This window comes from Ferrimonas kyonanensis DSM 18153, from assembly GCF_000425405.1.
Lineage (GTDB): Bacteria > Pseudomonadota > Gammaproteobacteria > Enterobacterales > Shewanellaceae > Ferrimonas > Ferrimonas kyonanensis.
Map to the genome: position 1 here is coordinate 25,251 of NZ_AUDJ01000011.1, position 23,883 is coordinate 49,133.

Genomic DNA, 23,883 nt, shown 5'->3' on the forward strand with positions numbered 1-23,883 from the left:
GCCTCCTTATTTCAGGGCGATGGTCAGGTTCTGACCTTCGACAATGCCGGACTCGGGCCAACGGGCGGTGACGGTCTTGGTTTCGGTGTAGAAGCGCACCGCCTGCTTGCCGTAAGCATGCAGGTCACCATAGAAGCTGTTTTTCCAGCCGGTAAAGGAGAAAAACGGCAGCGGTACCGGAATCGGCACATTGATGCCGACCTGGCCCACTTCAATCTCGTGCTGGTACTTACGGGCAGCGGCGCCGGAGTTGGTAAAGATGGAGGTGCCGTTACCAAAGGGGTTGTTGTTGACCAGTTCGATGGCCTCGGCCAGGGTATCGACGTTGCTGGTGCACAGCACCGGCCCGAAGATCTCCTCGTTGTAGATGCGCATCTGTGGCGTCACGTCGCTGAACAGCGTTGGCCCCACCCAGTTGCCGGACTCGTGACCGGGCACGGTAAACTCGGAGCCATCCAGCAGACAGGTGGCCCCCTCCTCCTTGCCGGACTGAATCAGTTCCAATACCCGCGCCTTGGCACCTGGGTTGATCAGCGGCCCGTAGCCTGCCTCCTCGTCGTCCCACAAGCCGGGGCGAACCTTGGCCAGCGCCTGTTGCAGTTCAGGGATCCACTGCTTGGACTCGCCGACAAATACCGCCACCGAAATCGCCATACAGCGTTGACCGGCGGCGCCCACGGAGGACCCCACCAACTGATTGATGACGGTATCCTTATCGGCGTCGGGCATCACCACCATGTGGTTCTTGGCACCGGCAAACGCCTGGACTCGTTTCAGGTTGGCGGTACCGGTTTTGTAGATGTATTGCCCCACGGGCACCGAACCGACGAAGGAGATGGTCTTGATGTCCGGGTGGGTCAGAATCTGATCCACCACCTCTTTGGCCCCATGGACCACATTCAGCAGCCCCTTGGGCGCCCCGGCCTGCTCAAACAACTCTGCCAGCAGCATCGGCGTCATCGGGTCCTGTTCAGAGGGCTTGAGGACAAAGCCGTTGCCGCAAGCGATGGCCATCGGGAACATCCACAGCGGAATCATGGCCGGGAAGTTAAACGGCGTGATACCGGCACAGACACCCAGCGGCTGAATGTAGCTGTAGGTATCGATGCCTCGAGCCACGTTTTCCACCGTTTCCCCCATCATCATGCTGGCGATGTTGGCCGCCTGCTCCACCACCTCGATGCCACGCCAGACGTCCCCCTTGGCATCGGCAAACGTCTTACCGGTCTCTTTGGCCAACACGGTGGCGATGCGGTCGTGGTTCTCTTTTAACAGGTGCTGATAGCGCAGCATTAAGCGGGCCCGCTCCGAGACTGGCGTTTCCCGCCACTGCAGCTGGGCGGCCTTGGCGCTGGCCACCGCCTGGTTGACCTCCGCTTCGGTGGCACAGTTAAGTTGGGCGATGGTTCCGTTATCGGCGGGGTTGGTGATCTCGATGATGCGGTCGCCGCTGCCATTCAGGCATTCGCCGCCAATTAAGTGCTGTACTTGTGTGGTCATTGTTGCTTCTCCCGTTAGCTATGTCGCCACCTGCCGCCTGTGCCTTAACGGCGTTCTTATCAGCAGGTGACCAATCCTTGGTTGTAAGAGGTGCCGTTGTTAATCGGCCAATTCGATGGCCACCGCGGTCGCTTCTCCGCCGCCGATGCACAGGGACGCCACCCCCTTGCGCAGCCCCCGGGCCTTAAGGGCATGCACCAGAGTCACCAGCAATCGAGTTCCGGAGCAACCGATGGGGTGTCCCAGGGCACAGGCACCTCCGTTGACATTGACCTTGGCGGCATCCAAATTCAGTTCCGAGATCGCCAGCATGGTCACCATGGCAAAGGCCTCATTGATCTCATACAGATCCACCTCATCCCGCTGCCAGCCGGTTTTTTCCAGCAGCCCACTCATGGCGCCAACCGGGGCAATGGTAAACTCCTCAGGTGCCTGAGAGTGGGTATGGTGACCGGCAATGCGCGCCAGCACCGGCAAGCCGTTAGCCCGGGCGTAACCGGCGCTGGTCAGCACCACCGCGGCGGCGCCGTCGGAGATGGAGCTGGCATTGGCGGCAGTAATGGTGCCCTGTTTGGCAAAGGCGGGACGCAGGGCGGGAATCTTGTCAGGGCGAGCATTGCCCGGCTGCTCATCCACAGTCACGGTCACGTCGCCCTTGCGGGTAGTCAGGGTCAGCGGAGTGATCTCAGCCTCAAAGGCTCCGGCTTCGATGGCGGTGTTGGCCCGGCGCAGACTTTCCAACGCGTAGGCATCCATCTGCTCCCGGGTTAGCCCGTAGTCATTGGCCGTGGTCTGGGCAAACACCCCCATGGCCTTGCCGGTATAGGCGTCCTCCAGGCCATCGAGAAACATATGGTCCATCACCTGACCATGGCCCATGCGCATGCCGCCGCGGGCTTTTTCCAGCAGATAGGGCGCACGGGTCATGCTTTCCATGCCGCCGGCCACCACCACCTCGGCACTGCCGGCCTTAATCAGATCATGGCCAAGCATCACGGTTTTCATGCCGGAACCACACACCTTGTTGACCGTCGTGGCACCGGTAGATTGCGGCAGACCGGCTTTCAGGCTGGCCTGACGGGCCGGGGCCTGCCCCAGGCCCGCGGGCAACACACACCCCATCAGCACCTCATCCACCTGCTCGGCAGCCAGCCCGGCCTGCTTGACGACCGCAGCAATGGCAGCGGCACCCAGCTCCGGCGCCGCGACGCCACTCAGGCCCCCCTGAAAACCACCCATGGCGGTGCGACTGGCGGCCGCTATCACAATCTCGTGATCCTTGATCATTTCCAACTCCTTGTATTCCGATTAGGGCTAGGTTACTTGATATCTGACGTTTACGGCAACGTAAACTTTGGTTTAATAACGCCGAAAGTTTCACCACGCTGTAAGCCCACGCTGACGCAATCTCCACTATTCTTTATTCACCAGTTACAAACAGATGGGATTTCAATGGATAACGGACAGATGATGATCAGTTGGTTCAGCCGCCTGCTCGAATTGAGTGCGGCCCTGCTGATCTTCCTGCTGGGGCTGGGATTGCTGGTGGTGATCTACCTGTACATCAAGGACGTCACCCAGACCCAACAGGCGATTCGCCGCAACTACCCGGTGATCGGCCGGTTCCGTTACTGGTTCGAGCACATGGGCGAGTTCTTTCGCCAGTATTTCTTTGCCCTGGACCGGGATGAAATGCCGTTTAACCGGGCTCAACGAAGCTGGGTCTACCGGGCCGCCAAGAACGTTGACAGCACCATCGCCTTTGGCTCCACCCGCCCGTTAAATCAACCCGGCGACATCATCTTCCTCAACTGTCTGTTTCCGACTCTGAAAGAGGATGCGGTACCGCCCACCCCGGTTACCATCGGCGAAGGGGTGGCCCGCATTCCCTATACCACCAGCAGCTTTTTCAACGTCTCTGGTATGAGCTTCGGTGCCCTGAGTGTGCCGGCGGTACGGGCGCTGTCCATCGGCGCCAGGGAGGCCGGTATCTGGATGAATACCGGTGAGGGCGGGCTGTCTCCCTACCACCTGGAGGGCGGCTGCGACGTGGTCTTTCAGATAGGCACCGCCAAATACGGCGTCCGTGACGCCGACGGCAACCTCAGTGATGACAAGTTACGGGAGGTGGCCCGCCATGAGCAGGTGCGTATGTTTGAGATCAAGATGAGCCAGGGCGCCAAACCGGGCAAAGGGGGAATTTTACCCGCCGGCAAGGTCACCGCCGAGATCGCCAAAATCCGTGGCATTCCAGAGGGGGAAGATTCCATCAGCCCCAATGGCCACCCGGAGATACGCAGCGTCGACGATCTGCTGACGATGATCGCTCGAGTGCGCGACGTCACCGGCAAACCCTGTGGCTTTAAATCGGTGATCGGCCACACCGCCTGGCTGGAAGATCTGATGAGCGCCATCAAAACCCGAGGGCCGGACTCGGCGCCGGATTTCATCACCGTGGATTCCGCCGATGGCGGCACCGGTGCCGCCCCGCAGTCGCTGATGGACTTCATGGGCCTGCCGCTCAAACGCAGCCTGCCGCTGGTGGTGGACACCCTGGAGCGCCACGGCTTGAAATCGCGCATCAAGGTGATCGCTTCCGGCAAGTTGGTCAACCCATCCGACGTGGCCTGGGCCTTGTGTGTTGGCGCCGATTTTATCAACTCGGCGCGGGGATTTATGTTCTCTCTGGGCTGCATTCAGGCGCTGCAATGCAACCGCAACACCTGCCCCACCGGCATCACCACCCACGACCCCAAACTGCAAAAAGGGCTGGTGGTGGAAGACAAGGCTATCCGGGTGGCCCATTACGCCACCAACCTGATGCACGAAGTCGGTGTCATCGCGCACTCCTGTGGCGTACGGGAGCCACGATTGCTGCGCCGGGATCACGCTCAGGTGATCAACGACCACGGTTTACCGGTGTCCCTGCAACAGCACGGCGACAGCCAATAACGAACCAGACCAGCAGAGTGTCGATGGCCGAGATTTTTAATAGCCACATTGGTCTTTAATTTCCCAGAGAGGGTAACCACAAGAGCAAAACCAATACCAAACTCGATTTTGTTGTGCCAATCCGTATCCAGGTCAACCGCACAACTTTATCGATATAGGGAATAATCAAAAATAGTGACACTCTATTTTTGTATTAGTCCGCCACACTATAACAACGCCCGGTTTATAATCTGCCTTACGGCAATTAAACCATCACAAAAATTCTCATCTTGAGCCCAACCTTCATTGCTTTTGCCTCCATTCGTTACATCGACCACGACAATTCACCGCCAGCGCAGACTAACCGAGCCTTATTTCGCCCCCAATTCAGTGGGTCTCGCTAATTGACAGCTATTTATCACGACAATTAACCAAGCGAGTTCGGAATAAATTAGAATTTTGCTGCGAATTATTCTGCTCACAGTGCATTTGTAAAATCTTCTACTACGCTCAATGTTGTGTCGTATTAACCGACATTTGCGCTCCGATATTGCGGAGCATGCGGATACAACTACACAGATAATAAGTTTCAAGGGATTTGGAGACGAAGATGAAAAACAGTTTACTGTCCACCACGATCCGTTTTTCCATGATCGCTGGTGCCACCACCGCCGCCCTCGCGGTACCCGTTGTTTACGCCGAAGAGGAAGTCGAACGCATTGAGGTCACCGGTTCGCGAATTAAGCGAACCGATGTCGAGACCCCGGTACCGGTCACCGTCATCAGCCGCTCAGACATGGACGCCATCGGCGCCCTCAATGTGGCCGATGTCCTTAACTCCTCACCGGTGGCCATCGCCGGCAGCGACCAGTCCAACTCATCGTTCTCAACCACCACCGTCGGCCTGGCGACCACCGAACTACGAAACCTGGGAGCGGAACGAACCCTGGTGCTGGTCAACGGCCGTCGCTTTGTCTCGGGTGTGGATCCGTCCACCGGTTATGCGGTGGATCTGAACTCGATCCCCACCTCCATCATCGAGCGGATTGAGATTCTCAAGAGCGCCTCGTCCGCCATCTACGGCTCCGACGCCGTCGCCGGGGTGGTCAATATCATTACCCGCAGCGAAATTGAAGGGGTAGAGGTCAACGCCCAGTACGGCACCTCAGACGAGAGTGACCGCGATACGGTGGAGCTGAACATCACCGCCGGTGGCAGTTGGAGCTCGGGTAACGCCTACGTCACCATGGGCTGGGACGACGACGAGGGCCTTAAGGCCAGCGATCGCGGCTTCTCCGCCCAGGATACCGCCATCTATCTGGATGAAAACGGCAACGAATTTGCCGATGTGCTGTTCTCCTCGTTCCCACCCCAGGGACGGATCACCATTCCCGATGTCGGCAGCTTCAATGCCGATGGCACCCCCTTCACCGCCGACAGTCGCTTCAACCGGGCCGACTACCGTCAGTTGGTGACTCCCATTGAGCGCCGTTACGCCGCCGCCGGATTGAATCAGGAGATCAACGACGACGTACGCTTCTTTGCCGAACTGAACTACAACGGCAGCGAAACCAACGACTCCACCATTGAGCCGACGCCGCTGGATGTGGTCAACGACATCTGGCTGCAAGACCGTAACGGCACCGGCGGCATGGACGTTAACTCGCCGCTGATCCCAGAGCTGATGCGTCAGGAACTGATCAACGCCGGCATCACCAACCTCAACGAAGTGGCCTTTGTGCGCCGACTGGTTGAATTCGGCGCTCGCTCCACCGACGTCGAACGAGACACCATTCGCATGGCCACCGGCTTCGACTGGACCATCAATGACGACTGGGAAGCCGAGTTCTACTACACCTGGGGTAAAACCGACCAATGGCAGGACAACGGCGGTCAGATCAACATCGAACGGGCCGCTCTGGCACTGGATGTGATCGATGACGGCAGCGGCAACCTGGTGTGTCGCGATGAAACCGCCCGCCTGCAAGGCTGTGTGCCGCTGGACCTGTTCGGTGCCGGCACCGTCACCCCGGGCGCGGTGGATTACGTCCGCTCCCCGGCTAAAGCCACCGGCGAAGTCACCCAGGAGGTGTTCGGTGCCAGTGTCGCCGGTGAGATGCCACTGGAACTGCCCGGCGGCCGCATCGGTGCGGTGCTGGGGTATGAATACCGCGATGAGTCCGGTAACTATCAGCCCGGGGATCTGGCCCAAACCGGCTCCTCCAGTACCAACCTGTCTGAACCCACCGACGGCAGCTTCCACACCAACGACATCTTTGGTGAGCTGCAACTGCCGATTCTCGATGAGTTGATTCTGAATCTGGCGGCCCGTTACTCGGATCACTCCATTGTCGGCGGCCAGACCACCTGGAACGCCGGGGTGGAATACTCACCCATCGAATCACTGAAGCTGAGGGCGTCTGCGGCCACGGCGGTACGAACTCCTAACATCGCCGACCTGTTCGGCGGCCGCGGCCAGACCTTTGCCAGCGTCAGTGACCCCTGCTCCGGCCTGATTTCGGAAGGCACCTCCGGCAACATTCTCGACAACTGTCTGTCCATCGACGCCATCGCCCAGCGAGTGGCCGATGACGGCGACTTCGTGCTGACCCAGACCGAGGCTCAGGGTACCGGCGGTTTCGTCGGCGGCAACCCGGACGTGCAGGAGGAAACCGCCGAAACCTTCAGCCTGGGTTTCATCTGGCAGGCCATGGACAACCTGTCGTTCACCGTCGATTACTACGACATCTCCATCGATGATGCCATCACCACCACCACCCGAACCACGGTACTGCGCCGCTGTTTTGAGCAGGACCCGTCTCAGTTTGAAGAGACCTGTGGTGGCAACGCCATCCGTAACGCCGATGGCGCCCTGATTGAGGTCAACTCCGGTACCGCCAACGAAAACCAGATCGACACCTCCGGTTTCGATTTTGAACTGAGCTACAACCAGGAGATGTTTGGCGGCGACTTCAGGGCGGCGCTGATCTACAACTACATTCGAGAGTATGTGGAAACCGGCATCGAGAGTGGCGACAGCATCGATCTGGCTGGAGAAGTACTGAAGCCGGAAAACCGGGCGGTGGCCAACCTCAGCTACGGCTACGACGATTTCGACGTCAGCTGGCGTATCCGCTTCTGGGATGAGGTGGTGGACTCTGTGGAAGGGGCCAACTTCAACTTCACCGATTTCCAGCCACTGGATGAGTTCAACAACGTCGGCACCTACGTGATCCACGATCTGAACTTCGGTTACGCCGTCACCGACAGCGTTCAGACCAACCTGGGTATTCGTAACCTGTTCGATAAAGAGCCGCCACTGCTGCCTCAGGGTACGGTGCACGGCGGAACCGGTATCAATACCGCATCGGAAGCCTATGACGTCACCGGGCGTTACTTCTACGTTGGCCTTAACATGAGCTTCTAAGGCCAGCGACGCTCTCCCTAGACGGCCCCCTCCTGGCACTTTACCGAGGGGGCCTTTTTCATTGTCGGCCGCCGACTTGGGGTGGACCCAACCCGGTTCCTGAACCGCAGCTGTCTTGTTCACAATTTCGTAACCCACTTTGAGTCGTTAACCCCATCCGCCAACCCGGTTCTGCCGCCCTGTGCCCCCACCGGCGTGATCCTGCTCACCCTTTACTCAGTTTCGAGAATCAAGACTTACCCCCTGCCGGTTTTTCTTATACCCCCCACGGTTTTATGCGTTCTGAACAATTAGATTTTTCTAATACAGTTGTAACTAAAGAAACAACATTGCTCAGAGGTATCTATGAAACACCGTTCATTTCAAGCTCTTACCGCAGTTCTACTGCTGACCGTTTCCGCCGGGCTGGCCGCCGCCGACGGGGGGAATCCCAAAAAAGGCAAGCACCTCTATAAGAAACACTGCAAGGCGTGCCACAGCCAGAGCAGCGAAGGCATGGAGTTAACGCCCATGTCCAAGACCATGTCCCAATGGGACCGTTTCTTTGACCGCAATAAACACAAAGCCAAGCCCGAAGCCTTCGAAGGGCTGTCCGAACAGGCTCTGAAAGACATTCAGCAATTCCTGTATGACCACGCCGCCGACTCCGATCAACCGGCGACCTGTGGCTAACCAATAAAAACAAAACCCTGTGTTAAGGAAGATGATGATGAAACCCACACTCGTAGCACTGCTTGTCAGCCAAGCACTTATCCTTCCCCAGGCCCTGGCCTCGGACAGCACCGATCAGAGCATCGAGCAACTCAAACGCCAACTTCAAGAGGTGACCGAGGAGCTGGAATACCTGTCGGACCGCCTCGACAAACCGGAGTCGCACGCCGCCACCGACCGTATCCTGTTTACCGGTGACTTCCGTACCAAGGCCCACACCCTGCACTATCAGGACGTGGTCTGGAGTCCGGGAATGACCATCCAAACCCCGCAAGGGCAGATGATGCGGTCCATGTTCGATCAGGGACAGGGCTACACCCCAAGCCCTAAAGACATCGACAACGACGTCTACTACACCACGCGTCTGCGCCTGAATATGAAAGCCAAGGTGTTCGACAACGTTAACTTTGCCGGCCGCCTGACCATGTTCAAGAACTGGGGCGACTCCACCGGTGTCAACGTGTTCGATTCCTGGAACTCCTTTACCATGGATGGCACCAGCAGCGGTCACCCCAATGGCGATTACGTCCGGGTGGAGCGAGCCTATTTTGACTGGAAAAACATCAACGACAGCCAGTTCTACCTGTCTGTTGGCCGCCGCCCGTCCACCTATGGCTACCCCACCAACTTCCGCGAAAACGAACTGCGTGGCGGCACGCCTTCCGGCCACCTGGTGAACTTCAATTTCGACGGTGCCACCCTGGGTTACCACACCGAACACCTGACCGGCATCGAAGGTCAGGTCGTGCGCTTCTGCTACGGTCAGGGCTATGAGTCCCAGTGGGGCAACGGCGAACTGTTTGGCAACACCTCGGTGGACGATGTTCACCTGGGTGGCTTTAACATCGACCTCCTTAACGACGGCACCAACTTCCTGCAGATGATCCTGTTTGGTGCCAAGGATGTGGCCGATGGCTTCAAGGGCACCATGGCGATGCCCGACGAGATGCTGGGCCTGTTCCAGCAACAGGGCATGGGCAACATCACACCGGTATTGCGCTATCAGCCCAGCACCAACATCGGTGACATCTACCTGGGCGGCCTGACCTTCGTCCGCGACGAAGACAACGGCATTAAGTGGTTCACCTCCCTGGGCTGGACCCGCACCGACCCCAACGGCAACTTCGGTATGTTCGGCGGCATGAACAGCGACCCGCTGTACCAGATGACCAGCCCGACCGAGGCCACCCCCGTCGGCGTTACCGACGCCGAAGCCCACGACGGCTACTCCCTGTACGCCGGCGTGCAGATCCCGGTGGGCAGCGGCAAATTTGGCCTGGAGTACAACTACGGCTCCAAGTACTGGACCCCCTTCACCCAGGCTCAGGATGATCCCATCGGCAGCAAGCTGGCCACCCGGGGTCACGCCTACGAGGGTTACTACATCTACGACGTCAATCCGAAGATGTTCATCAAACTGGCGGCGCTGTATTACGACTATGACTACAGCGGTTCCGGCTCACCGGTCGGGGCGCCGCAGAACATCGACAGCATTCTCAATGGCACCGCCTTCAGCATGCTGCCGGTGGTGGACACCGCCTACGACGTCAACGCCTCCATCACCGTCAAGTTCTAAGTTTCATCATCTCGGCGGCCCAACCTCAGCACCAGAGGGGGCGGCCGCCTCTGCAGGGAAAAGATATGCGTACATTACTGTTAACGACTCTGCTAACCGGCCTGATGTTGCCGGTTGGCGCACACGCGGAGAACCCCCACAAGGAGTTTATCTCCGGTCCCATCAACAACGGCAGCGACGCCACCGCCCAGTGCATCGAGTGCCATGAAGAGCACACCGACGCCTTTATGAAGACCAGTCACTGGACCTGGGCCAAGGAGCAAACCGTCAACGGCAAGACCGTCAAACTGGGCAAGAAAAACGCCATCAACAACTACTGCGTCTCCGTCTCCAGCAACGAGCCCCGCTGCACCAAGTGCCACGCCGGCTACGGCTACGAGGACGCCACGTTTGACTTCAGCGACGCCACCAGGGTGGACTGCCTGGTGTGCCACGACACCACCGGCACCTACCAGAAAGATCTCAGCGGCTATGCCTTCAAAGGGGCTAACCTGCTGAAGATCGCTCAAAATGTCGGTGCTCCGGTGCGCGACAACTGCGGCAGCTGCCACTTCTACGGTGGCGGTGGCGACGGCGTCAAGCACGGTGACATGGACTCCAGCATGGCCTACCCGGACAAGGCACTGGATGTGCACATGGACGCCGACGGCATGGATTTCCAGTGCCAGGATTGCCACAAGGGCGAATCCCACACCATCCAGGGTCAGGCAATGAGTGTCTCCCCCGGCAGCACCGACCACATGGAGTGCAGCAGCTGCCACGACAACACTGTCCACAGCAACGCCAAACTCAACCGCCACACGGAAAAGGTCGCCTGTCAGACCTGCCACATCCCCGAGTTTGCCAAGGTAGAACCCACCAAGCTGTGGTGGGACTGGTCTGAAGCGGGCCAGGAACGGCAAGAGGTCAAGAACCAGTGGGGTCGCAAGGACTACATGAAGAAGAAGGGCAGTTTCCAGTGGGGCCAGAAGGTTCAGCCCGAGTACGCCTGGTATAACGGCACCGCCGAAGCCTACCTGTTTGGTGACAAAATGGATCCAACCAAGATCACCGCCTTGAGCAAGCCTGCGGGCGCTAAGGATGACGGCAAGTCCAAGATCTACCCGTTCAAGGTGCACCGCGGCAAGCAGTTGTACGATGCCAAACACAAGGTGTTTATTCCCACCAAGGTGTTTGGCAAGGACGGTTACTGGAAAACCTTTGACTGGGACAAGTCCGCCACTGCGGGCATGAATACCCACCCGGCCATGCAGGCCAAGGGCCTGACCTACAGCGGTCAGAAAGGGTTTGCCGAGACCGAGATGTGGTGGCGCATCAACCACATGGTCTCGCCCAAAGAGCAGGCTCTGGGCTGCATGGACTGCCATGGCAAAAAGGGACGACTGGATTGGAAACAGCTGGGGTATGACCTCGACCCAATGAAAGCCGCAAACAAGAAAAAGCAGTAAGACTCCCGAGCAGTGTCACCTTGGCCCACCGATATGGTGGGCCTTTTTTGGCGCCGGCTAACGCTGAAACCGAAGCCGAAACTCTCTTGGTGCCAGCCCCATTAACCGAATGAACACCTTACGAAACGCCCCGGCATCTTCATAGCCCACCCGGGCGGCAATCTGCTCCACCGACTCGGTGGTGGACTCCAGCAGATCGCAGGCCTGCTGAATCCTCAGCCGTTGCAGATAGTGCAGCGGCTTCAGGCCGGTGTGTTTGACAAAACGGCGCAAGAAGGTGCGTTCGGTCAGGCTGGACAGACGCGCCAGTTCAACCACACTGATCCCCTGAGCATACTGAGCCTGCATATGGTGCTGCACACGGACGATGGCGGCGTCACCATGATCAAGGCGTGGAGAGAAACGTTGATAGTAACGCTGCTCCCGGGCACCGGTATCCACCAGCAACACCTTGCCCAACTGCCGCATCAGCGCCTCACTGCCAAACCGCGCCACCAGAGCCAAGCCCAGATCCAGCCAAGCCATCAATCCGCCGGCACTGATCACATCACCATCATCGATCAGGATCTTATCGACATTCAGCACCACATCCTCAAACCGATCGGCAAACTCCGATGCCAACTGCCAGTGAGTGGTCATTGGACGCCGAGCCAGCAAGCCGGTCGCGGCCACGATAAAACTGCCGGCACAGGCACAGGCCAGAGTGGCCCCCTGTCGGTGCTGCCTACGTAACCACCGCAGCAACTGAGGATCCGGTTGCCGGTAAAACTCCCCCTCCAGGCAAGGGGGAACCAGCACCACTTGAAACCCTGACGCCTCAAAGGCGGGCAACTGCTGCAGCGACAACCGCTGCAGCTCAAAACCATAGGGGTAGTGATGCTGGCGGCACAACCGCTCTGCCAAGCCAAACAGGTCGCAAAACCCCAGTACCGATGACGGCATCGCCTCGGGGTAATCGATTACGGCGATTCTCACCGGCGTCACGGTTGCCTGTCGGGTCATTGAATAAACGCCTGCTCAATGCTGGACACCAGAGGCCGGAACCAGGGCTGACTCTGGCTGTCCCAGGACGCCAGCAAGCTGCGATGACACAGATGCTCAAACCCATCCAGTTCAAACGCCATCAAGGCCCCCGAGCGCAGATGGGGTCGTATCAAGGCACTGGAGATAAAACCGACCCCCTCTCCGGACAACAGGGCATCCACCATCACGTGCAGATCGCCACAGGAGACCTGAAACTTAAAGCTCTCCAGCTCCATGCCACGACGGCTGAGGTTGTGCATCAACAGTTCGCGGGAGCAACAGCCGGGCTTGGCGACGTACAGGGGGTAGGCCAACAGTGCATTGAGGCTCTGGTAATCGATGCTGCTCAATAACGACGGCGCCGCCACAAAGATCACCTTGTCCGGTGGCAGCGGATGGCGCCAGCAGGTGCTGGTGCTGATGGGCTTAATGTGCTCGGTAATGGCGATGTCATAGCGCCCCTCGTTGAGGGCGGTGACCACCTGGTCGCTGGCCAGGTAGTCAAACTCCACCGAGTGGTGATACTCACGATTGAACTCACTCAGCGCAATGGGAAAATAACTGGCACCAAAGGCCGGCGTGCAGCACAGACGCAGTGCATCGTTGCCAGAGCACTGCAATCGCGACAGCAACTGCGCCTCCATCTCCAACACTCGGCGGCCGTGCTCCAGCACCAACTCTCCCATCGCCGTCGGTTGAATCGGCGTCAGTTGCCGATTCAGCAGCGAGGTACCACAGCGCTCCTCCAGGTGCTTCAGCCGCTGGGACGCGGCGGAGTGGGACAGGTTCATCGACGCTGCCGCCTTGGAGATACTGCCCAGCTCCACGGTTTGTACCAGAGTATGCAGATCCTGAGTTTTCATGCTTCTATCCTTGTCCAAAAGGCGATGGCTGCCAGGCCTATTAGCAATAAGATAACAATTAGAATTAGCCAATTCTAATATAAACATCGGTTCCGTGACCGGATTCACTGCCCGAATCCTGCCGCCGTACCACTCAGCGGCTACACTGAGTGGATTCCCCTTCAGGAGTGATGATATGGACACCATCAATGTGGTTGCCCTGTGTGGCAGCCTTCGGCAACAATCTTTAAACAAAAAGCTGCTGCACCAGGCCATCGAGTTGGCCCCCAAAGAGTTGCGCTTCCGCCATGGCGATCTCAGCGACCTGCCGCTGTTCAATGAGGATCGGCAAAACGCCGGTTTTCCCGCCAGTGTCGACCGGCTTCACCAACTGCTGATTGGTGCCGACGCCATCCTGATCGTAACCCCGGAGTACAACTACTCCATTCCCGGAGTCCTGAAAAATGCCATCGACTGGCTGTCACGCTATCAGCCCCATGGTTTTCATAACAAACCCATCGCCATCATGGGCGCCAGTCCGGGACGAATGGGCACCTGTCGCTGCCAGTACCATTTGCGCCAGGTGATGGTGTTCCTCAATGCCTGGGTACTGAACAAACCGGAGATCATGCTCAGTGAGGCCCATCACGCCTTCGACTCCCAGGGGCGCCTAAAGGATCCCAAACTGGTAGAGCTGGTGCAGAGCCAGATGCGCAGCCTCAAACAGATGGTTCATACCTGATCCACAAAAAAAGCGGGGTCGCCCCCGCTGATTTGCCTCGCAGAGCGGGCTATTGATTAAAACTCAAATGCAACGAGCCGATGACCCCCACCTGCTGTTGCAAGGTCTGGCTGCACGCCTCCACCTGCTCGGTGGTTTCCAGGTTGCCAAAAGTCAACTCCTGAATCTCCGCCAGGCTGGTGGAGATCTCATTCACCGCCTGGCGCTGCTGCACCGCCGCGGTGGCATTTTGTCCGGCCAGGTTGTTGGCCAGATCGATGTGGCTGTTGATCTGCTCTATTTCGGCGGCACTGGCATCGGCGGCCTGGGCGCAGCGTTCCGCCAACTGATGATTGTGCTGCATCTTTTCCACCCACTGCTTCAGAGTCGAGTGCATCCCGTCGATGTTGTTGGTGATCTGGGTGGTGGCTTGCTGAGTGCGATTGGACAACGCCCGCACCTCATCGGCCACCACCGCAAACCCCCGTCCCTGCTCACCCGCCCGGGCCGCTTCAATGGCCGCATTCAGGGCCAGCAGGTTGGTTTGCTCGGCAATGCCATCGATCTCATTCATGGCGATGGCCACCTTCTCCGCTTCACCGTGCAACACTGAGGCATGGGTTGCCGCCGCTTCTACCTCCCGGGCCAGATCGACGATCTTGTCACGGCTGTCGAGCATACCGGTCCGAGCCGCCCGACAATACTGCCGCGACTGCTCGGTGCTGGCCGCCGACTCCTCGGCACAGGAAGCGATCTCGGTGACCGAGACGTTCATCTGCTCCACCGCAGTGGCAATCTGATCCAGGCGGGTATTTTCCTGCTGAACCCCACCTTTGGCCTGTTCACTCATGGCCACCAGGGTATTGGACATGGCATCCAGTTGCCCGGCGGCATCACGGGTCCGCCCCAGCACGCCGGTCATTCTGGCTTGGGAGAGCTGCAACTGAAAATCGAGAATGCTGCTGCTGCCGTGGCCGGAAAACAGATAACGACTGACGCTGTCGTACTCCTGTTTCAGTGCTTCCAACTGCGCCGGCACTCGAAACGCCTCATCAAAGAACAACGCCAGCATCGACGCCACCATCAGCAGGCCACACAGTACCACCCAGGGCTGGAACAGCCAGGCGACCCCGACAAATCCCAGAGTCAGAATGACACCGCTGAGCCAGCGTTTCTGAGCCAGAGTCAGATGGCGGGACAGGGGTTTTCCCGCCGACAGGCGCCGATACAATGCCGTGGCCCGATGCTTGAGATTGGCGCTGGTCGCCCGCCGCACCGATTGGTACCCCACCACCTGACCATGCTCAAAGATCGGCGTTACAAAGGCATCCACCCAGTAGTAACGGCCATCTTTGGTGCGGTTTTTCACGATGCCCCGCCAAGGCTGTTGGGCTTTCAGTTTCTGCCACAATTCGTCGAAGGCCTGCGGTGGCATGTCCGGATGGCGGACCAAATTATGATTGTGGCCGATGAGCTCCTGCTCACTGAAACCGCTGATGTCGATAAATGCCGGATTTGCGTAGGTGATGACACCACGCAAATCGGTAGTGGAGACCAACTCCTGTCCCTGAGGAACCACGACTTCTTCGTTGACGACGGAACGCTCTCGTCTCATGTGACCTACATCCTGTAGTTAATTATCCAATGTCTACCCGGATCACATTTTACCCATTGCCAAGGGATAGCGCCATCTGTTAGGGGCGGAAATCTTTTTCCGCCCCTAGTTTAAAAAACCATATTTATCAGTGGTTTTATTCGGTTTTTTGATGAAGTGAATTCAGATCGTAGGGGGTTTGCTGATAGACACAATAGTTGAGCCAGTTGCTGATCAACAAGGCGCCATGGGCATGCCAACGGGCGTGGGGCGGCTGGGTTGGATCATTCTTGGGGTAGTAGTTTTTCGGCACCTGAGGACTGCCACCGGCGGCTCTGTCGCGTCGATACTCATCCTGCAATGTGGTGCGGGTGTACTCGGGATGACCGGTGACAAACAGGTTGCGGTTGTCCTCGCTGACAACCAGGTAGGCCCCGGCCTCATCGGATTCTGCCAACACCTGCAACTGGTCGTGGGCCTTAAGCCGGTCCAGGCTGACCTGGGCGTAACGGGAGTGCGGTACCCAGAATTCGTCGTCGAACCCCCTCAGCAACGGCACATGGCTGTGCACCCGGCGATGACGAAAGACCCCGGAGATCTTATCGTCCCGCAGGTACCGTTTAATGCCATACAAGTGATACAGAGCCGCATGAGCCGCCCAGCACAAAAACAACACCGAGGTTGCCCGCTGTTGCGACCACTGAATGATTTCACAGATCTCATTCCAATAACTGACCTGTTCGAATTCGATGTTGCCCAGCGGCGCCCCGGTGATGATCAGGCCATCGTAGTTGTTGTCCCGCACCTCATCGAAATCACGATAAAAATCGTCCATGTGGTCAATGGAGGTGTGCTTGGAAGGCTTGCGGTGAATCCGCAGCAACTCGACATCCACCTGTAACGGCGAGTTACCCAACAACCGCAACAACTGAGTTTCCGTTTCAATTTTATTGGGCATCAGGTTGAGGATCAGTAGCTTAAGAGGCCGAATGTCCTGTGATTCGGCCCGCTCATCGGACATGACAAAGATGTTCTCGCTGCGCAAAATTTCCGATGCGGGCAAACGACTGGGTATTCTGACTGGCATGGCACCTCTCCTCACTTGATACCCTGTTATACCAAGACATCTAGACGGCTACAACTCCAGACAGCCAAAAAATCGACATCCTGCCTTTGACGACCCGGGTTAGCCGCAGAAGCCAGGCGCAATAACTGCTATCATTCCGCTACTTAGAATGAAATGAAGGTCGATATGAGCCAACTCTCCGCCATTATCGTCGGCGCCAATGCCGGCCTCAGTCAGATGCTGGCCCACAAGCTGGCCAGTGAAGGGGTTCGCCTGGGTCTACTGGCCGCCGATCTCGATGCCCTGGCCCCGACCCTGGACAAGCTGCCGGACAACACGTTAGCCAGAGAGATTAACATCTTCGACGCCGACGCCAGCCGCGCGGCGCTGCAAAGCCTGTGGCAGCAGTTTGACGGGGTTCAGCTGGTGATCATCAACACCGCCGCCTCCCACCAGGAGCTGGATCTGCCCTGGGCCGCCGATCGACAGGTACTGGAGGTCAACGTCACCGGTTTCACCGCCCTGGCCAACGCCGCCTTTGCCGAATTTCGGGAGCAGAAATACGGCCAACTGGCCGCCATTACCTCCATCGCCGGCGAGCGCGGCGGCGCCAGCAGTGCCTTCCACGCCAGTAAGGCGTTTCAACAAAACTACCTGCAGGGACTGAGACTGCATGCCCAGCGACTGAAACTGCCGATCACCATCAGCGACCTGCGGCTGGGGTTCATGGAAAAGATGCAGGCTCGGGGCAGCAAGGCCTGGGGCTCAAACCTCAACACCATGGCCACCCAGATCCTCAAAGATCTGAAACGAGCCCGCCACACCAGCTACGTCACTCGCCGCTGGCGACTGATCGCCTGGCTGGGTCGTTGGTTGCCTGAGTTCATCTACAACAAGCGCAAATACAAGTAATCTCAGGGCCAAAAAAAACGCCGGCATACGCCGGCGTTGTTCATTGCTCGAATGGCAATCAGAACTTGTAACCCACAGACACCATGTACACCCAGGGATCGATGTCGGTTTTGATCTTCACATCATCCCCGGCCAGCTTGAATTCCACGTCGGTCTGAATGTCGATGTACCAGATGGAGGCATTCACCAGCCAGTTGCTGTTGATTTCATAATCGATGCCCACCTGACCCGCCAGGCCCCAGGAATCCGATGCTTCCAAATCGGTCAGGGCGCCGCCCAGATCGTTGGTAAACTCCTCATCCCAGAAATAGGTGTAGTTGATACCGGCACCCACATAAGGACGCAAGTTGCCACTGCCGAAGTAGTACTGGGCCATGACCGTCGGCGGCAGATGGGTGACTTCGGCAATTTTACCGACCTTTTCCAGACCCACATCGTGCTTAAACGGGCTGGCTGCCAGCACCTCAATGGCCCAGGCGTCGGTCAGCATGTAGGTAAAGTTCAGACCCAGTTGGTTGTCTTCATCCACAGTAAAGGAACCTTGACCGGCCACATCCGGGGAGGATTCATCGGGATTCACCTGAGCCCAGCCGGCGCGGACAATAAAATCACCGGCTTCGCGGGCGGCAAAGGCTGGGGCAGACAGGGAAGCCAGAACCAGGGCGGCTACGAGGGTTTGTTTCATCATTATTCTCACTCCATGAAAACTCGGAAACCAAATTCATGCGGTTTCCCAACAAGTTGCGAAGGAATGTAACAACTAAGAGGTATTGATTTTTTGATCTAAAACAGGCTTTGATTTGCTAATTGCGCCCTAGCAGCTTTTTTTGATCGTGAAAAGTGACCAGGCTCACTTTCGAACAACAAAAAAGGCACCGAAAGGTGCCTTGGCGCAAAATTTGCGAGTCTCAAGAATCTGCCTCGAACCGCGATCAGCGCAGCACCTCCATGGTCACCGTAGCCACCTCTTCGCCATTGGTGATCACCGGGTAGCGCTGATAGGTCTGCAGTACCAACTTGTCTTTAATTTTTAACATCGCCACCACCACGTAGTCGGCATCATCATCGATGCTCTCCTTAGGCAGCTGAAATTTGAACAACGCCGGCAGCTTGGCGACACTGAAGCGTTTTTGTGCCAGGATACTCCCCGGTACCTTGGCATCAATAATGGCCACGGTAATCACCGCCTCCTGAGGCAGGGTGGTCACCCCGTTGGCACCGGCCAGACCTGCCACACTCACCATATCCTGATGCTCAAGCTCAGGTCCGCTCACGGTAACGCAGCCGGTCAACACCAACAGTAGCACCGCAGTCAGCAAGGATTTATACATAAAAAAAGCTCCAGTTATCTGGAGCCTTTATACCAAATCTGCGCTGCGGCGAACAGTCGCCGCAGCGCTCGGCCCCTCTAGCCGGGCTGTTGAACACCGGTCACAGGCTGACGGGCGGCGAAGTAAGCCAGGGTGTCAGCCACCACCTCTTTACGCAGCAACAGCAGCGCAATCAGGTTCGGTACCGCCATCAAACCATTCACCACATCCGCCAGCAGCCAGATCATGTCCAGTTGCAGCAGGCCACCCACGGCCACCAGCGCCACAAAGCACCAGCGGTAAGGCAAGCGGGCGCGTTCGCCCCACAGGAACAGCACGGCCCGCTCGCCGTAGTAGTTCCAGCCCAGGATGGTGGTAAAAGCGAAAAACAACAGCGCCAGGGTAATCACCTGCTGGCCCACTGTCGCCGACAGGCCGGAGGTAAAGGCCGACGACGTCATGGCCGCTCCGGCCAGCTCCCCCTGCCAGGCGCCGGTCACGATCAGCGCCAGGCCGGTGAGGGTACAGATGACAATGGTATCGAAAAACGTCCCCGTCATGGACACCAGGCCCTGCTCTACCGGCGAGTTGGTGCGGGCCGCTGCCGCTGCCATCGGCGCGCTGCCGAGGCCGGATTCATTGGAAAACACCCCGCGGGCAATACCGAACTGAATCGCCATCATCACCGTGGCACCGGCGAAGCCGCCGCCGGCCGCCTGAGGGGTAAAGGCCGCTTCCACCACCAATGCCGCCGCCGCCGGCACCGCCGCCCAGTTCAGTCCCAGCAGCATCACGCAGGCGATCACGTAAAACACCGCCATGGAAGGCACCAGCGCAGTAGCCACCTTGGCAATGCGCTTAACGCCGCCAAGGGTTACCAGGGCCACCAGGATCGCCAGCGCCGCCATGGAGAACCAGTCGGGAATGCTAAAGGCGATGCGGGCGCCGTCGACGATGGCATTGACCTGCGGAAAGGTACCGATGCCGAAAAACGCCACTCCAAGGGTAAAGAAGGCAAACAGCTTCGCCAACCAGGCTTTGCCGGTACCATGGAGGATGTAATACATGGGTCCGCCCACCTGCTGTCCGCGCTCATCCTGACGACGGTACTTCACCGCCAGCATGCATTCGGCGTACTTGGTGGCCATGCCGGCAAACCCGGCCATCCACATCCAGAACAGGGCGCCCGGGCCCCCAAGCTTGATGGCGGTGGCCACGCCGACGATGTTACCGGTGCCGATGGTGGCCGCCAGGGCGGTGCACAGGGCCGAGAAACTGCTGATGTCGCCTTGGGCCTGATTCGGCCTCAGCATCAGTGAGATCGCCAGTGGCAGTTTTCGCACCTGCATCAGGCGTAACTGGTAGGTAAAGTAGCAGCCGGTGCCCACCAGCAGGATCAGCAACGGCGGTCCCCATACCCAACTGCTTAGGGTGGACAGTGCGTGTTCGATTGTGTTCATTGATTGTCTTCCTCAGTGTGACATCTTAACTACACAGAGGAGAACCATGCCGGACAGACAGATCCGAGGATCCGTCCTTTTGAAAGGAAAAAAATTGAGCAATGTCACCCTGTCCTTTTGCCTGAGCGTTTGACTCGCCACCGCCCTAGGGGGTGTCGAGCTTGCGCCTTCGGCGTCCAAGTCAATGGATCTCTCCAGAGGCCCGTCCAGTAACAGTCCATATCGGCAGAAGCCGACGCCTGAAAGATTTACTTCTTCGGCGGACGCAGTGCGTCACTCTCCTATTACCTTCATCCGGGTTTCCACCCGCCAAGGTGGAACTGCATACGTTAGCAAAAAGCGCGCCGTTTAGGCGCGCTTTTTTGGTGATTATTGTCACATAATCAGGATTTTCGGTGCATCTGTCTAAGCAAGCCTTCCTGGGCCGAAGATGCCACCAACTGCCCCTGCTGATTAAAAATCTGGCCACGAACCAGGCCGCGGGAGTTCATGGCATTGGGGGAATCGACGGCGTACAGCAACCACTGGTCGAACGCCACTGGACGGTGGAACCACATCGAGTGATCGATGGTCGCCATCTTCAATCCCGGCGTCAGGTAAGACACCCCATGGGGTTGTGCCGCGGTCACCAGGAAGTTCAGATCCGACGCGTACGCCAGCAGGTGCTGCTGCAGGGACTGGTTGCTCGGTAACGGACCATTGGCCTTCATCCATACATAGCGCACCGGCTCACGGGGTTCCGGTTTCAACGGGTTGATGGGGTCCACCAATCGAATCTCGATGGCGGTATTGTTGAGGTAGATGTCCAGTAACTTGTCCGGCACCTTGCCCCGCATCGCCTCGGCCAACTGGAACTGGTTCGCCAGCCCGTCAGGGCCGGCCACATCCGGCATGGCAGCCTGATGCTCAAATCCGGGTTCGCTGTGGTGAAAGGAGCCGGTCAGGTGAAAAATCGGCCGGCCGTGCTGAATGGCACTGACCCGGCGAGTACTGATGCTGCCGCCATCTCGCATGTTCTCCACTTCATAGATCACCGGCCGCTGCAGATCACCGGCACGCAGAAAGTAGGAGTGAAAAGAGTGCACCTGACGATCGTCGGCCACGGTCTGAGTCGCCGCCGCCAGCGCTTGACCCAGTACCTGCCCACCAAACAAGTGACCAAATCCCAGATCCTGACTCTGACCCCGAAACAGGCCCTGCTCTAGCTGCTCGAGAGTCATGATCTCCAGCAGGGTATCCAGTGAATTGGACATTGATGCGTCTCTATTTTACCAATCAGCCGTTCATGGTACCCAAGGCTCACGCCTTGGGCAACGGCGATGCTGAGACGATGTCGCGACTACCAGCTGAACAGATTGCGAATCCGATCCCGGAACGACGAGTAGGGGTTCACCACCGATTCGCTCTTCAGCTCATCCCAGGCCAGGCACAACTCCTCCGGGCGCTGGTTCTCCGGTCTTAGCTTAATGCCATGGGTCTCAACGGTCTTGGCCAGGGTAAAGTGACCGGCGGCCGCCGTCAGCGTTACCCCATTGGGGGCTTGCGGAGACAGCAGATACAGCAGTCCGGGTACCACGGCACTGCTTTGCAGGTACTTCAGTTGCTCGGCGTCGTAGAAAGAAGACACCATGCGGGTGGCGGCGGAAGCGCATAAGGCGTTGCAGCGAATGCCGTACTCGGTCGTCAGGTGCGACAGGGACAACATAAAGCCGCGATTGGCCATCATACTGGCGCCAAAGCCTCCCAGCTCGCGGTCGCCGTAGAGGCCCGAGAAGCCGCAGCCCACCACGATGGCCCCCTGGCTTTTGATCAGCTCGTCGGTGGCAGCATGAATCAGGTTGACGGTGCCGAAGTGATTCACCTCCATCATCCGCCGGTACTCGTCGAGCTGGCATTGAATCGTTTGCTGAATCAGAATCCCGGCATTGGCCACCACCGCATTGACCCGGCCAAAGCGCTTGACCGCCGCCTCGACCACCGCCTCCATGGCCTGGTAGTCGGTGACGTCGGCGCAGATCGGCAACGCCTCGCCATCGAGGCTGTCCACCAGTGCCGCAACCTCCTCCACGTAGCTGGCATCGACGCCACTACCGTCGGCGTCACAGCCGTTGTCCACCAGCACCAGCTTGGCGCCCCGCTCGGCCAGGGCGATGGCAAACGCCCGTCCCAGGCCTCGACCGGCGCCAGAGAGGATCACCACCTGATCATCAAAACGGATTGAATTCATACACTTTCCATCCCTGAATTCCATACCAACCCAAGTAACTTCCCCATCGATTTCTATTCGCCAAAGAAAGCACTCTCCATTTGAAAACAATGAGTTAATCCTAATTTAATTGCCAGTATTAACTCGGCTTCGTTGTCCGATTCTTAACCCGGATCACAACCGAATAGGATGAAAAGTGAAACTCCTCTCTTTCGGGTTACAATAAACGCGTCCTAACCACTTCCAGAGAAACAATGAACCTACAATATTGGATTCTGGCCATTCGGCCCCGTACCCTGCCGGCAGCCATCGGCCCCCTGCTGGTGGGCAATGTCCTGGCGGTGTACCACCAGGATTTTTCCTGGCTGGTGGCCATCGCCTCCATGGCCTGCGCGGTGTTGCTGCAGATTGGCGTCAACCTGGCCAATGACTATTTCGATTTCAAATCCGGTGTCGATACCGACGAACGCCTGGGGCCAACCCGAGTCACCCAGCAAGGGTTGCTGTCGGCCACCTCGGTGCGCAACGGCATGATCCTGTCACTGACGCTGGCCACCCTCATCGGCCAGTACCTGATCTTTGTCGGCGGCTGGCCTATCGCCGGATTGGCGCTGTTCGCCCTGGCCGGTGCCCTGTGCTACTCCGGCGGCCCCTACCCGCTGGCCTCCCATGGGCTGGGAGAAATTGCCGCCTACATCTATTTTGGCCTGGTGGCCGTGGTGGGCAGCTATTTCATTCAGACCGGCACCACCGACTCCAGTGCCTGGCTGCTGGCCAGTGCCGTCGGCCTGCTCAATGCCGCCATCATGCTGGTGAACAACACTCGGGATCGCAGCACCGACATTAAAGCCGGCAAACGTACCCTGGCTGTGCGCCTGGGACTGGAGCGGTCGCAGTTGCTGTACCAGATGCTGATTGCCAGCCCCTACCTGATGGTGACGCTGGGATGGCTGATGGGACTCCTGCCCGGCGCCACCGTGGCCGCCTGCGCCATCTCCATCCCCATGGCCAAGGCCCTGGCGACCGAATTCGCTCATACCCAGGGCGCCGCCCTCAACCCGCTGTTGGGGCGCACAGCCAAACTGACGATGTTTTTCAGTGGCCTGGCGTCCGGTGGCTTGCTGATGGCGCTGTAAGCCTGCGTCACAGAAACACC

General features: G+C 58.2%; 19 protein-coding genes and 2 riboswitches. Of the genes, 8 read left to right on the plus strand and 11 right to left on the minus strand.

Features of this window, described 5'->3' with window-relative positions:
- Nucleotides 1-6: 6 nt before the first annotated feature.
- A complete protein-coding gene (locus H598_RS0104940; RefSeq protein WP_028112017.1) occupies nucleotides 7-1,500 on the minus strand; it encodes a CoA-acylating methylmalonate-semialdehyde dehydrogenase in 1,494 nt (497 codons plus the stop codon).
- 99 nt (nucleotides 1,501-1,599) lie between these two features.
- Complete coding sequence (locus H598_RS0104945) at nucleotides 1,600-2,787, minus strand: thiolase family protein (RefSeq protein ID WP_028112018.1); 1,188 nt, start codon at nucleotides 2,785-2,787, stop codon at nucleotides 1,600-1,602.
- Between the two features lie 165 nt (nucleotides 2,788-2,952).
- Between H598_RS0104945 and H598_RS0104950 the strand changes: the two genes are divergently transcribed.
- The 5 genes from H598_RS0104950 (at nucleotide 2,953) to H598_RS0104970 (ending at nucleotide 11,593) form a co-directional block, all read left to right on the plus strand.
- Nucleotides 2,953-4,452 (plus strand): FMN-binding glutamate synthase family protein, encoded by a 1,500-nt coding sequence (locus H598_RS0104950; RefSeq protein ID WP_028112019.1) that lies wholly within the window; start codon nucleotides 2,953-2,955, stop codon nucleotides 4,450-4,452.
- 589 nt (nucleotides 4,453-5,041) lie between these two features.
- Nucleotides 5,042-7,858: a TonB-dependent receptor plug domain-containing protein gene (locus tag H598_RS0104955; RefSeq protein WP_028112020.1), complete on the plus strand. Its 2,817-nt coding sequence runs from the start codon at nucleotides 5,042-5,044 to the stop codon at nucleotides 7,856-7,858.
- 345 nt (nucleotides 7,859-8,203) lie between these two features.
- Nucleotides 8,204-8,530, plus strand: coding sequence for a c-type cytochrome (locus H598_RS0104960; RefSeq protein ID WP_028112021.1), 327 nt, complete (start codon nucleotides 8,204-8,206; stop codon nucleotides 8,528-8,530).
- Nucleotides 8,531-8,564: 34 nt separating this feature from the next.
- Nucleotides 8,565-10,145, plus strand: a complete 1,581-nt coding sequence (locus tag H598_RS0104965; RefSeq protein WP_028112022.1) for a DUF3373 domain-containing protein — start codon at nucleotides 8,565-8,567, stop codon at nucleotides 10,143-10,145.
- 65 nt (nucleotides 10,146-10,210) lie between these two features.
- Nucleotides 10,211-11,593: a tetrathionate reductase family octaheme c-type cytochrome gene (locus tag H598_RS0104970; protein WP_028112023.1), complete on the plus strand. Its 1,383-nt coding sequence runs from the start codon at nucleotides 10,211-10,213 to the stop codon at nucleotides 11,591-11,593.
- A 57-nt stretch (nucleotides 11,594-11,650) separates the two neighbouring features.
- On the opposite strand, the gene H598_RS0104975 is transcribed toward H598_RS0104970, so the two are convergent.
- On the minus strand, nucleotides 11,651-12,595 hold the full coding sequence (locus H598_RS0104975; protein WP_028112024.1) for a GlxA family transcriptional regulator: 945 nt from the start codon (nucleotides 12,593-12,595) through the stop codon (nucleotides 11,651-11,653).
- Complete coding sequence (locus H598_RS0104980; RefSeq protein ID WP_028112025.1) at nucleotides 12,592-13,479, minus strand: LysR family transcriptional regulator; 888 nt, start codon at nucleotides 13,477-13,479, stop codon at nucleotides 12,592-12,594. The genes H598_RS0104975 and H598_RS0104980 overlap by 4 nt, the downstream gene beginning before the upstream one ends.
- A 175-nt stretch (nucleotides 13,480-13,654) precedes the next feature.
- On the opposite strand from H598_RS0104980, the gene H598_RS0104985 reads away from it, so the two are divergent.
- Nucleotides 13,655-14,200, plus strand: a complete 546-nt coding sequence (locus tag H598_RS0104985) for an NADPH-dependent FMN reductase (RefSeq protein WP_028112026.1) — start codon at nucleotides 13,655-13,657, stop codon at nucleotides 14,198-14,200.
- A 49-nt stretch (nucleotides 14,201-14,249) separates the two neighbouring features.
- Here H598_RS0104985 and H598_RS0104990 read toward each other — a convergent pair whose 3' ends face one another.
- Nucleotides 14,250-15,794 carry a methyl-accepting chemotaxis protein gene (locus H598_RS0104990; protein WP_028112027.1) on the minus strand — a complete coding sequence of 515 codons (1,545 nt, stop codon included), beginning with the start codon at nucleotides 15,792-15,794 and terminating at the stop codon, nucleotides 14,250-14,252.
- Nucleotides 15,795-15,930: 136 nt separating this feature from the next.
- Nucleotides 15,931-16,860 (minus strand): homoserine O-acetyltransferase MetA, encoded by a 930-nt coding sequence (gene metA / locus H598_RS0104995; RefSeq protein WP_028112028.1) that lies wholly within the window; start codon nucleotides 16,858-16,860, stop codon nucleotides 15,931-15,933.
- Between the two features lie 165 nt (nucleotides 16,861-17,025).
- Here metA and H598_RS0105000 point away from each other — a divergent pair, with 165 nt between their 5' ends.
- Nucleotides 17,026-17,751 carry an SDR family NAD(P)-dependent oxidoreductase gene (locus tag H598_RS0105000; protein ID WP_028112029.1) on the plus strand — a complete coding sequence of 242 codons (726 nt, stop codon included), beginning with the start codon at nucleotides 17,026-17,028 and terminating at the stop codon, nucleotides 17,749-17,751.
- 58 nt (nucleotides 17,752-17,809) lie between these two features.
- Here H598_RS0105000 and ompW read toward each other — a convergent pair whose 3' ends face one another.
- The 5 genes from ompW to H598_RS23385 form a co-directional block, all read right to left on the minus strand.
- A complete protein-coding gene (ompW, locus tag H598_RS0105005) occupies nucleotides 17,810-18,439 on the minus strand; it encodes an outer membrane protein OmpW (RefSeq protein WP_028112030.1) in 630 nt (209 codons plus the stop codon).
- A gap of 244 nt (nucleotides 18,440-18,683) precedes the next feature.
- Nucleotides 18,684-19,082, minus strand: a complete 399-nt coding sequence (locus H598_RS0105010) for a YbaY family lipoprotein (protein ID WP_028112031.1) — start codon at nucleotides 19,080-19,082, stop codon at nucleotides 18,684-18,686.
- 77 nt (nucleotides 19,083-19,159) lie between these two features.
- The gene (locus H598_RS0105015) at nucleotides 19,160-20,521 is read right to left on the minus strand and encodes an alanine/glycine:cation symporter family protein (protein ID WP_028112032.1); all 1,362 of its coding nucleotides are present in this window, start codon (nucleotides 20,519-20,521) and stop codon (nucleotides 19,160-19,162) included.
- Between the two features lie 107 nt (nucleotides 20,522-20,628).
- Nucleotides 20,629-20,721: riboswitch (glycine riboswitch) on the minus strand.
- Nucleotides 20,722-20,724: 3 nt separating this feature from the next.
- A riboswitch (glycine riboswitch) is annotated at nucleotides 20,725-20,815 on the minus strand.
- 89 nt (nucleotides 20,816-20,904) lie between these two features.
- Nucleotides 20,905-21,774 carry an acyl-CoA thioesterase domain-containing protein gene (locus tag H598_RS0105020; RefSeq protein WP_028112033.1) on the minus strand — a complete coding sequence of 290 codons (870 nt, stop codon included), beginning with the start codon at nucleotides 21,772-21,774 and terminating at the stop codon, nucleotides 20,905-20,907.
- An 86-nt stretch (nucleotides 21,775-21,860) separates the two neighbouring features.
- On the minus strand, nucleotides 21,861-22,748 hold the full coding sequence (locus H598_RS23385; protein ID WP_051252434.1) for an SDR family NAD(P)-dependent oxidoreductase: 888 nt from the start codon (nucleotides 22,746-22,748) through the stop codon (nucleotides 21,861-21,863).
- Between the two features lie 233 nt (nucleotides 22,749-22,981).
- Here H598_RS23385 and H598_RS0105030 point away from each other — a divergent pair, with 233 nt between their 5' ends.
- The gene (locus tag H598_RS0105030) at nucleotides 22,982-23,863 is read left to right on the plus strand and encodes a 1,4-dihydroxy-2-naphthoate polyprenyltransferase (RefSeq protein WP_035415435.1); all 882 of its coding nucleotides are present in this window, start codon (nucleotides 22,982-22,984) and stop codon (nucleotides 23,861-23,863) included.
- The last annotated feature ends 20 nt before the right edge of the window (nucleotides 23,864-23,883 follow it).

What these genes read in the sequence shown, in the direction of transcription:
- H598_RS0104960 (WP_028112021.1), top strand. Translation starts at nt 8,204, where the DNA reads ATGAAACACCGTTCATTTCAAGCTCTTACCGCAGTTCTACTGCTGACC.
- H598_RS0104950 (WP_028112019.1), top strand. Translation starts at nt 2,953, where the DNA reads ATGGATAACGGACAGATGATGATCAGTTGGTTCAGCCGCCTGCTCGAA.
- H598_RS0104980 (WP_028112025.1), bottom strand. Translation starts at nt 13,479, where the DNA reads ATGAAAACTCAGGATCTGCATACTCTGGTACAAACCGTGGAGCTGGGC.
- H598_RS0104985 (WP_028112026.1), top strand. Translation starts at nt 13,655, where the DNA reads ATGGACACCATCAATGTGGTTGCCCTGTGTGGCAGCCTTCGGCAACAA.
- H598_RS23385 (WP_051252434.1), bottom strand. Translation starts at nt 22,748, where the DNA reads ATGAATTCAATCCGTTTTGATGATCAGGTGGTGATCCTCTCTGGCGCC.
- H598_RS0104955 (WP_028112020.1), top strand. Translation starts at nt 5,042, where the DNA reads ATGAAAAACAGTTTACTGTCCACCACGATCCGTTTTTCCATGATCGCT.
- metA (WP_028112028.1), bottom strand. Translation starts at nt 16,860, where the DNA reads ATGCCAGTCAGAATACCCAGTCGTTTGCCCGCATCGGAAATTTTGCGC.
- H598_RS0105030 (WP_035415435.1), top strand. Translation starts at nt 22,982, where the DNA reads ATGAACCTACAATATTGGATTCTGGCCATTCGGCCCCGTACCCTGCCG.
- H598_RS0104990 (WP_028112027.1), bottom strand. Translation starts at nt 15,794, where the DNA reads ATGAGACGAGAGCGTTCCGTCGTCAACGAAGAAGTCGTGGTTCCTCAG.
- H598_RS0105000 (WP_028112029.1), top strand. Translation starts at nt 17,026, where the DNA reads ATGAGCCAACTCTCCGCCATTATCGTCGGCGCCAATGCCGGCCTCAGT.
- H598_RS0104940 (WP_028112017.1), bottom strand. Translation starts at nt 1,500, where the DNA reads ATGACCACACAAGTACAGCACTTAATTGGCGGCGAATGCCTGAATGGC.
- H598_RS0104945 (WP_028112018.1), bottom strand. Translation starts at nt 2,787, where the DNA reads ATGATCAAGGATCACGAGATTGTGATAGCGGCCGCCAGTCGCACCGCC.
- H598_RS0104965 (WP_028112022.1), top strand. Translation starts at nt 8,565, where the DNA reads ATGATGAAACCCACACTCGTAGCACTGCTTGTCAGCCAAGCACTTATC.
- H598_RS0105015 (WP_028112032.1), bottom strand. Translation starts at nt 20,521, where the DNA reads ATGAACACAATCGAACACGCACTGTCCACCCTAAGCAGTTGGGTATGG.
- ompW (WP_028112030.1), bottom strand. Translation starts at nt 18,439, where the DNA reads ATGATGAAACAAACCCTCGTAGCCGCCCTGGTTCTGGCTTCCCTGTCT.
- H598_RS0105020 (WP_028112033.1), bottom strand. Translation starts at nt 21,774, where the DNA reads ATGTCCAATTCACTGGATACCCTGCTGGAGATCATGACTCTCGAGCAG.
- H598_RS0105010 (WP_028112031.1), bottom strand. Translation starts at nt 19,082, where the DNA reads ATGTATAAATCCTTGCTGACTGCGGTGCTACTGTTGGTGTTGACCGGC.
- H598_RS0104970 (WP_028112023.1), top strand. Translation starts at nt 10,211, where the DNA reads ATGCGTACATTACTGTTAACGACTCTGCTAACCGGCCTGATGTTGCCG.
- H598_RS0104975 (WP_028112024.1), bottom strand. Translation starts at nt 12,595, where the DNA reads ATGACCCGACAGGCAACCGTGACGCCGGTGAGAATCGCCGTAATCGAT.